The organism is uncultured Sphingomonas sp. (assembly GCF_936927845.1).
Classification (GTDB): Bacteria; Pseudomonadota; Alphaproteobacteria; order Sphingomonadales; family Sphingomonadaceae; genus Sphingomonas.
The window spans coordinates 1-6,453 of sequence record NZ_CAKZHV010000043.1 but is presented as its reverse complement, the minus strand read 5'-3'; the positions used below and the strand labels follow the sequence as shown (position 1 = coordinate 6,453).

Here is a 6,453-nt window from a genome sequence, read left to right as displayed (position 1 = left end):
TCATCAGCATCTCAGATTCGAGCCTCCAAGGCTCCGGCAGTCATGGGGTCTAAGCGTCCCGGCTTTGCTGGTGGAGGCGCAGCGGCCTGAACCGCTCGCGAGGTTTGTCGATCTCGCCCCAGAGATAGTCGCCGGTGAGGCCGATATGCTCCCAGCCCAGAGGGGCGACGTGGGCGAGCAGCTCGTCGGGCACGTCGACGCCGCTGCCGCGCAGATGACGGACAGCTCGGTCGAGATAGACGGTGTTCCAGAGCGTCATGGCCGCGGTGACGAGGGTCAGGCCGGAGGCGCGATGGCGCTGGTTCTCGAAGGTGCGGTCGCGCAGTTCGCCGAGGCGGTTGAAGAAGATGGCGCGGGCGAGCGCGTTGCGGGCCTCGCCCTTGTTGAGAATGCTGCCGGTGCGACGACGCTGGTCGGGATCATCGAACCAGTCGAGCATGAACAGGGTGCGTTCGATCCGACCTATCTCCCGCAGCGCGCGGGCGACCGAGTTCTGACGCGGGAAGCCCGCCAGCTTGCGGAGCATGACCGAGGCGCTCACCGTGCCGGCGCGGATCGAGGCGGCAAGGCGCAGGGTTTCGTCCCAGTTCTCCTCGATCGCGCGGATCTTGACCGGACCGGCGACGAGCGGGCGCAGCGTCGGCCACGAGTCGAGCGGCGACAGGCTGTAGAGCCGGCGCTCGTTGAGGTCGCGGATGCGGGGCGCGAAGCGGAAGCCGAGCAGATGGCACAGGCCGAAGACATGATCGACCGCGCCGGCGGTATCGGTCGCATGTTCGCGGATGACCAGCTCGCTTTCATGGTCGAGCAGGCCGTCGAGGACATGCGCGGCCTCGCCGGCATTGGCGGCGATGACCTTGGTGTGGAACGGCGTGAAGCGGTCGGTGACGTGGGTGTAGAACAGCACGCCTGGTTCGGTGCCATAGCGGGCGTTGTGATCGGCGCGGGCCTCGCCCTGACCACCGGCACGAAAGAACTGCCCGTCCGACGACGATGTATCGCCCGGTCCCCAGACCGCCGCGAGCGGATGCGCGGTATGGCAATCGACGATCGCCGCCAGCGCCGACAGATAGGTTTCGTCGCGCACATGCCATTCCGCCGTCCAGCGCAGGCGAGACAACGTCAGCCCGCGCGAGCTTTCGGCCATGCGGCCCAGGCCGAGGTTGGTCGCATCGGCGAGGATCGCACCCATCAGCGCGGACTGGTCGGAGGCGGGGGCGCCGCTGCGCGCATGGACGAAACGGTCGGCGAATCCCGACCATGCGGCGACCTCGACCAGCAGATCGGTGATTCGGACGCGCGGCAGCATCGCGTAGAGCCGGGCCTTTAGCGCATCGGCATCGTCGGACGGGGATCGCCGGATCGACGATATGAGCAACTGCCCGCGTTCGATCGTCACATCGACCAGCTCGCCCGCTGCGGCTGCGCGCTCCACCTCCGTCATGCGCCGGGCCAACAGGGTGCGGCGTTCCTCGTACCATTTGGAAAAGTCGGTCGGCACAACCAGGCGCAGATCGCCGCTCGCGCGCATCGCTTCGAAGGCGGGCATGGGCAGCTGATAGTCGTCGAGCGTGCGATAGGCGCGGCTGCCGTCCACCCAGATGCTGCCCGAGCCGAGCCGCTCGCGCAGGTGGGCGATCACTGCGATCTCATAGGCGCGCCGGTCTATCGTCCCTTCCGCCGGCTGCACGACCTTGCGCCAGCGCGGCTTGATGAAGCTGGTCGGCACTCGCTTCGGCAGGACCGATCGACCGTCGCGGTACATCGTGCGCAGCACCTCGATCGCGCCGAGCAGCGGATCAGCCAACCGCGCGGTGCGGAAGGTGAAAGCGGCGAGAAACGTCGGGGCGAAACGCCGCACGGCGGGATAGCGTTCGACCACTTCTTCCAGCCCGTCATCGGCCGAGCGCGTCAGATCCTCGGCAAAGCGGATGCTGCGTTCGAGCTGATCCCAGCCCATCTTCGCGTCGATCGCGCGGAAGGCGTCGCGCCCGCTCGCACGAGCATCTACCAGCAGGCGACCGAGCCGGGCATGGAAACGCGCGGTGTCCTTCAGCATCCGTGCCTGGCCGAGCAGCCGATCGGAGCGGGTGCGGTCGGCACGGCGGAACAGCGCGCCCACCATCTTCTCCACCATGACCAGCGCGGCGTCGGTCAACGTCGCTTCCATCTCGATCACGGAAGCTACGAGCATGGCGAGCCGGCGCGGACGTTCGAGACGCCGCAGGTGCTGGGCGGTGACGATGCCGGCGGTCCGCGCAATGACGGCATAGCGAGCAGCATGGATACGTCGTGCTCGATCAGCCGCGATCCCGATGCCGCGCACGGTGTCGAGCCGTTCGACGATTCCCTTCAGGTTCGCGGCCGATGGTGCTTCCGGCCATTCGCGTATCCATCCTAGCCGGGTGCGCCCATCATCGTCGGAGGCGATCATGTGTTCGAGTGCGGCTTCCTGTTCGGTCGAACAGTCGCGGATCAGATTGGAATGGGCCGCCTTGCGCGCCCGTGTCCGCACGATGAGGGCGAGCCGTTCCAGCGTCGATGTCGCCGGCAGTACGATCCGGTCCGCCCGCAAGCGATCGACCATGCCTGTGACGATCGTCTCACCTCTATCAGTCGAAGCGGCAATCTCCGATCCCAGCGCCAGCATCGCCCGTACATCCACCCGCGCGAAGGCGCGCAGACCGAGCAGAGCTTCGATCTCGGCCCGGTGTTCGCGCAATGTCGTGGGGCGCGTGGCATAGCCGGTGAAGTCGTCGGCTACGCACCCGATCTGATCGGCGAGCAGCGCGAGCATGGCGGCGGGCACCGCATCCCCCGTCAGTAGCCTGCGACCGGGATGACGCAGGTAGCAAAGCTGCACCGCATAGCCGAGCCGGTTCGCCCCGCGCCGACGTCGCGCCACCTGTGCCAGATCGTCGGGACCGAGCGTATAGAGCCGTTCGATCGTCGCGCGATCGGCAGGCGGGTCGAAGATCACAGCACGCTGCGCGGGCGACAGGATGGTCTTGGTCGGCATCGGCTTCCTGTTCGTCACGAAACAGGAAAGCGTACCCGTTCATGGAGCATAGACCAGAAGACGGGTTATGTGACATTATCGCGATTGATCGACGGGCAATGCCGCTCCGTCACGTGAACGGACGTATATGTGACAACGCAGATCGGTTACGCGCGGGTGTCCAAGGCGGACGGCAGCCAGGTCCACGACCTGCAGCACGACGCGCTGGTCGCGGCCGGCGTCGATCCCGAGCATATCTATGAGGATGCCGCATCGGGCCGGCTCGACAAGCGACCGGGACTGGACGCCTGCCTGAAGGCGCTGCGCCGCGACGACACGCTGGTCATCTGGAAACTCGATCGGCTCGGCCGCGATTTGCGCCACCTCGTCAATACGGTTGGTGATCTGACGAAGCGTGGCATCGGGTTGAAGGTGCTGGCGGGCGAAGGCGCGTCGATTGACACAACCACCGCCAACGGTCGGCTGATCTTCGCGATTTTCGCCGGCCTCGCCGAGTTCGAGCGAGAACTGATCGTCGAGCGCACGCGCGCCGGTCTGGAGTCCGCTCGGGCACGCGGTCGGCACGGCGGGCGTCCGTTCAAGATGACGCCGGCCAAACTGCGTCTCGCCCAGGCCGCGATGGGCAAACCGGAAACCAAGGTCGCGGAGCTATGCGCCGAACTCGGCGTGACGCGCCAAACACTCTACCGACACGTCACGCCGAAGGGCGAGATCAGGCCCGATGGTGAAAAGCTGTTGGCGCGAGGGCGCCGATAGCAGTCGGCTGAAGCTGCTCAGGTTCAGAGCGACGATGCCGTAACGTAGGTTCCTACCGCAATCACGACGGCGGCAAAGCCACGTTCGAGCAGCCCCTTACGGGTGCCGAGAACCTTGCCCAATGCAATACCGCCGATCGTTCCAGCGACGCCGCCCACGACCAGCATCGCGGTCACGCTCCAGTCGACCAGCCCCGACAGGGCGTAGGACAAGGCGGTGGTCAACCCCAGCGCGCTGACGACGACCAGCGACGTGCCGATCGCGAAGGGCAGCGGCATCGCGGTCGCGAGGATCAGCCCCGGCACGATCAGGAAGCCGCCCCCGATCCCGAAGAAGCCGGCGGCAAGCCCGACGCCCAGCCCGATCGGAACCAAGCGCGGCAGCAGCGTCGAGGCGCTATCGCGGGTCAGTCGCACGTCCGGCGCTTCCGCCGTGCGGCGCTTGCGCAACATCGACAAACCGACGCCAATCATCAGAAGCCCGAACAGGACAAGCAGTCGCTTGCCGTCGAACGCCTTGCCCAACTCCGCCCCCAGCGCCGCGCCGATCATTCCGGAGACGGCGAAGACACTGGCGCACCGCCATTTCACGCGGCCCGCTCGCGCATGGCCGACCAGGCTGGCAAGCGCATTGACGGTGACGGCGACAGCGGCCGTCCCGATCGCAGCGTGCGGTGATCCGACGCCGACAACATAGATCAGGAGTGGCACGGCGAGGATCGACCCGCCTCCGCCGACAAGGCCGAGGATCAGGCCAATCACGCCGCCCGATGCAAGCGCGGCAAGGGTGGCAGCGGTGTCCACGATCGCCTCAGGCTGTCGCGCGCCGGTTCCAGGGCATGACGCGCAGCAGGTTGGCCATGCCGCACCACCCCGTCACGCCCGCGAACATCAGCCCCGCCCCGACGAACGCCGACAGCCCGAAGAAGCCGGGAGCGACGAACGTGCCGAGCAGAACGCCGATCAGCACCAGCCCACCGGCGGTAATCTGCACCTGCCGCATGATTTCCAACGGCTGCGACCGATCGGCGACGGTGGGCTGTCCTGCCTGCCGCCACGCATCGATGCCGCCGCCCAGGATATAGGCCGGCGCGCCACCCGCTGCCGCGCCGAGCTGCGCCGCATTGGCGGCGGTGCGCATCCCGGACTTGCAGTGAAAGACGACCGGACGATCGTCGCGCGGGAGATCGCCGATCCGGTCGAGCGGCACGTTCATCGCGCCGGGAATGCGTTCGCGCGCATGCTCGTCGGCACCGCGAATGTCGATCAGGCGCGCACCGGCATCGATCGCGGCACGGGTATCGTCGGGAGAAAGGGTCGCGAGCGTCATCGCATCAATCCTTGCAGTAGAGCTGGTAGAGAGTGCCGAGCAGCGTTTCGACGCGGGCATCCGCGATGGCGTACCAGAGCGTCTGGCTCTCCCGCCGGTAGGTGACGAGACCCTCGTCGCGCATCCTGGCCAGGTGCTGCGAGCAGGCCGACTGCGACAAGCCGACATCACGGGCCAGATCGCCGACCGTCATCTCGCCATGCTCGACCAGCTTGCACAGCAGCATCAGCCGGCGAGCATTGCCGATCGCCTTCAGCGTGTCGGCGACCTGCCCGGCCTTCGCCTCGAATGTCGCCAGGTCCATCGGCGGTTTGAGCATCATCGCCACTCCATTAGGTGTTGCTTATGTAGCACCAGCTAATATATTAGCAAGCGCTAACGGAGAAAATCATGACTCAGCCCCTCATCGAGGCGTTTTTCGACGAGCCGACCAATACGATTAGCTACCTCGTCGGCGATCCCGCGACACGGACTGCGGCGGTGATCGATCCAGTCCTCGACTTCGACATGGCGAGCGGCGTCGCCGACACGCGCTCGGCCGAGCGGATCGTCGCCTTCGCCCGCGAGCAGGACTGGCGGATCGCGATGGTGCTGGAGACGCACGCTCATGCCGATCATCTGTCGGCCGCACCCTTCATCAAGGCGCATACAGGCGCATGGATCGGGATCGGCGCGCATATCCGCGACGTGCAGAAAATCTTCCGCCCCGTGTTCGCGATGGATGATCTGAAAACGGACGGCTCGGACTTCGACCGCCTGTTCGAGAATGGCGACCAGTTCGCGATCGGGGCGCTGGCGGTCGAGGTGCTGCATGTCCCCGGCCACACCCCGGCCGACGTGACCTATCTGATCGGCGATGCGGCGTTCGTCGGGGATACGCTGTTCATGCCCGACTATGGCACCGCCCGCGCCGACTTCCCGGGCGGGGATGCGCGGACGCTCTATCGCTCGATCCGCCGGCTATTGGCGCTGCCCGACGAGACGCGACTGTTCCTCTGCCACGACTACAAGGCACCGGGTCGCGACGACTATCGCTGGGAGACGACGGTGGGCGAGCAGCGACGGTCGAGCGTCCACGTCCATGACGGTGTGAATGAGGACGACTTCGTCGCCATGCGCGAGCAGCGTGACGCCGGGCTATCCGTGCCCAAGCTCCTGCTGCCCTCGATCCAGGTCAACATCCGCGCGGGCCATTTCGATCAGGCGGAGGCGAACGGTGTCACCTACTTGCGTATTCCGGTAAAATGGAAAGCCGGCCATCCGTGATGTCATACGATCGCTGACACGGCTTTGTGCTTAGACCCCATGACTGCCGGAGCCTTGGAGGCTCGAATCTGAGATGCTGATGA

6 protein-coding genes are annotated in these 6,453 nt (G+C 66.4%); 2 read left to right on the top strand and 4 right to left on the bottom strand.

The genetic code is table 11. The features are described from left to right. Nucleotides 1–49: 49 nt before the first annotated feature. Nucleotides 50–3,019 carry a Tn3 family transposase gene (locus Q0579_RS06570; protein ID WP_042491074.1) on the bottom strand — a complete coding sequence of 990 codons (2,970 nt, stop codon included), beginning with the start codon at nucleotides 3,017–3,019 and terminating at the stop codon, nucleotides 50–52. Between the two features lie 129 nt (nucleotides 3,020–3,148). Here Q0579_RS06570 and Q0579_RS06565 point away from each other — a divergent pair, with 129 nt between their 5' ends. Then, on the top strand, nucleotides 3,149–3,775 hold the full coding sequence (locus tag Q0579_RS06565) for a recombinase family protein (protein ID WP_082052512.1): 627 nt from the start codon (nucleotides 3,149–3,151) through the stop codon (nucleotides 3,773–3,775). 23 nt (nucleotides 3,776–3,798) lie between these two features. Here the strand turns inward: Q0579_RS06565 and Q0579_RS06560 are convergent, their stop codons facing one another. Genes Q0579_RS06560 through Q0579_RS06550 form a run of 3 tightly spaced genes read right to left on the bottom strand, consistent with a single transcriptional unit; the run spans nucleotide 3,799 to nucleotide 5,426 of the window. Continuing rightward, nucleotides 3,799–4,578 carry a sulfite exporter TauE/SafE family protein gene (locus tag Q0579_RS06560; RefSeq protein ID WP_042469177.1) on the bottom strand — a complete coding sequence of 260 codons (780 nt, stop codon included), beginning with the start codon at nucleotides 4,576–4,578 and terminating at the stop codon, nucleotides 3,799–3,801. 7 nt (nucleotides 4,579–4,585) lie between these two features. Next, entirely contained in the window at nucleotides 4,586–5,104 is a 519-nt protein-coding gene (locus Q0579_RS06555; RefSeq protein WP_042469176.1) for a rhodanese family protein, read from the bottom strand. 4 nt (nucleotides 5,105–5,108) lie between these two features. Beyond that, complete coding sequence (locus Q0579_RS06550; protein ID WP_042469298.1) at nucleotides 5,109–5,426, bottom strand: metalloregulator ArsR/SmtB family transcription factor; 318 nt, start codon at nucleotides 5,424–5,426, stop codon at nucleotides 5,109–5,111. Nucleotides 5,427–5,494: 68 nt separating this feature from the next. On the opposite strand from Q0579_RS06550, the gene Q0579_RS06545 reads away from it, so the two are divergent. After that, nucleotides 5,495–6,370 carry an MBL fold metallo-hydrolase gene (locus Q0579_RS06545; RefSeq protein WP_061780293.1) on the top strand — a complete coding sequence of 292 codons (876 nt, stop codon included), beginning with the start codon at nucleotides 5,495–5,497 and terminating at the stop codon, nucleotides 6,368–6,370. Nucleotides 6,371–6,453 lie beyond the last annotated feature (83 nt).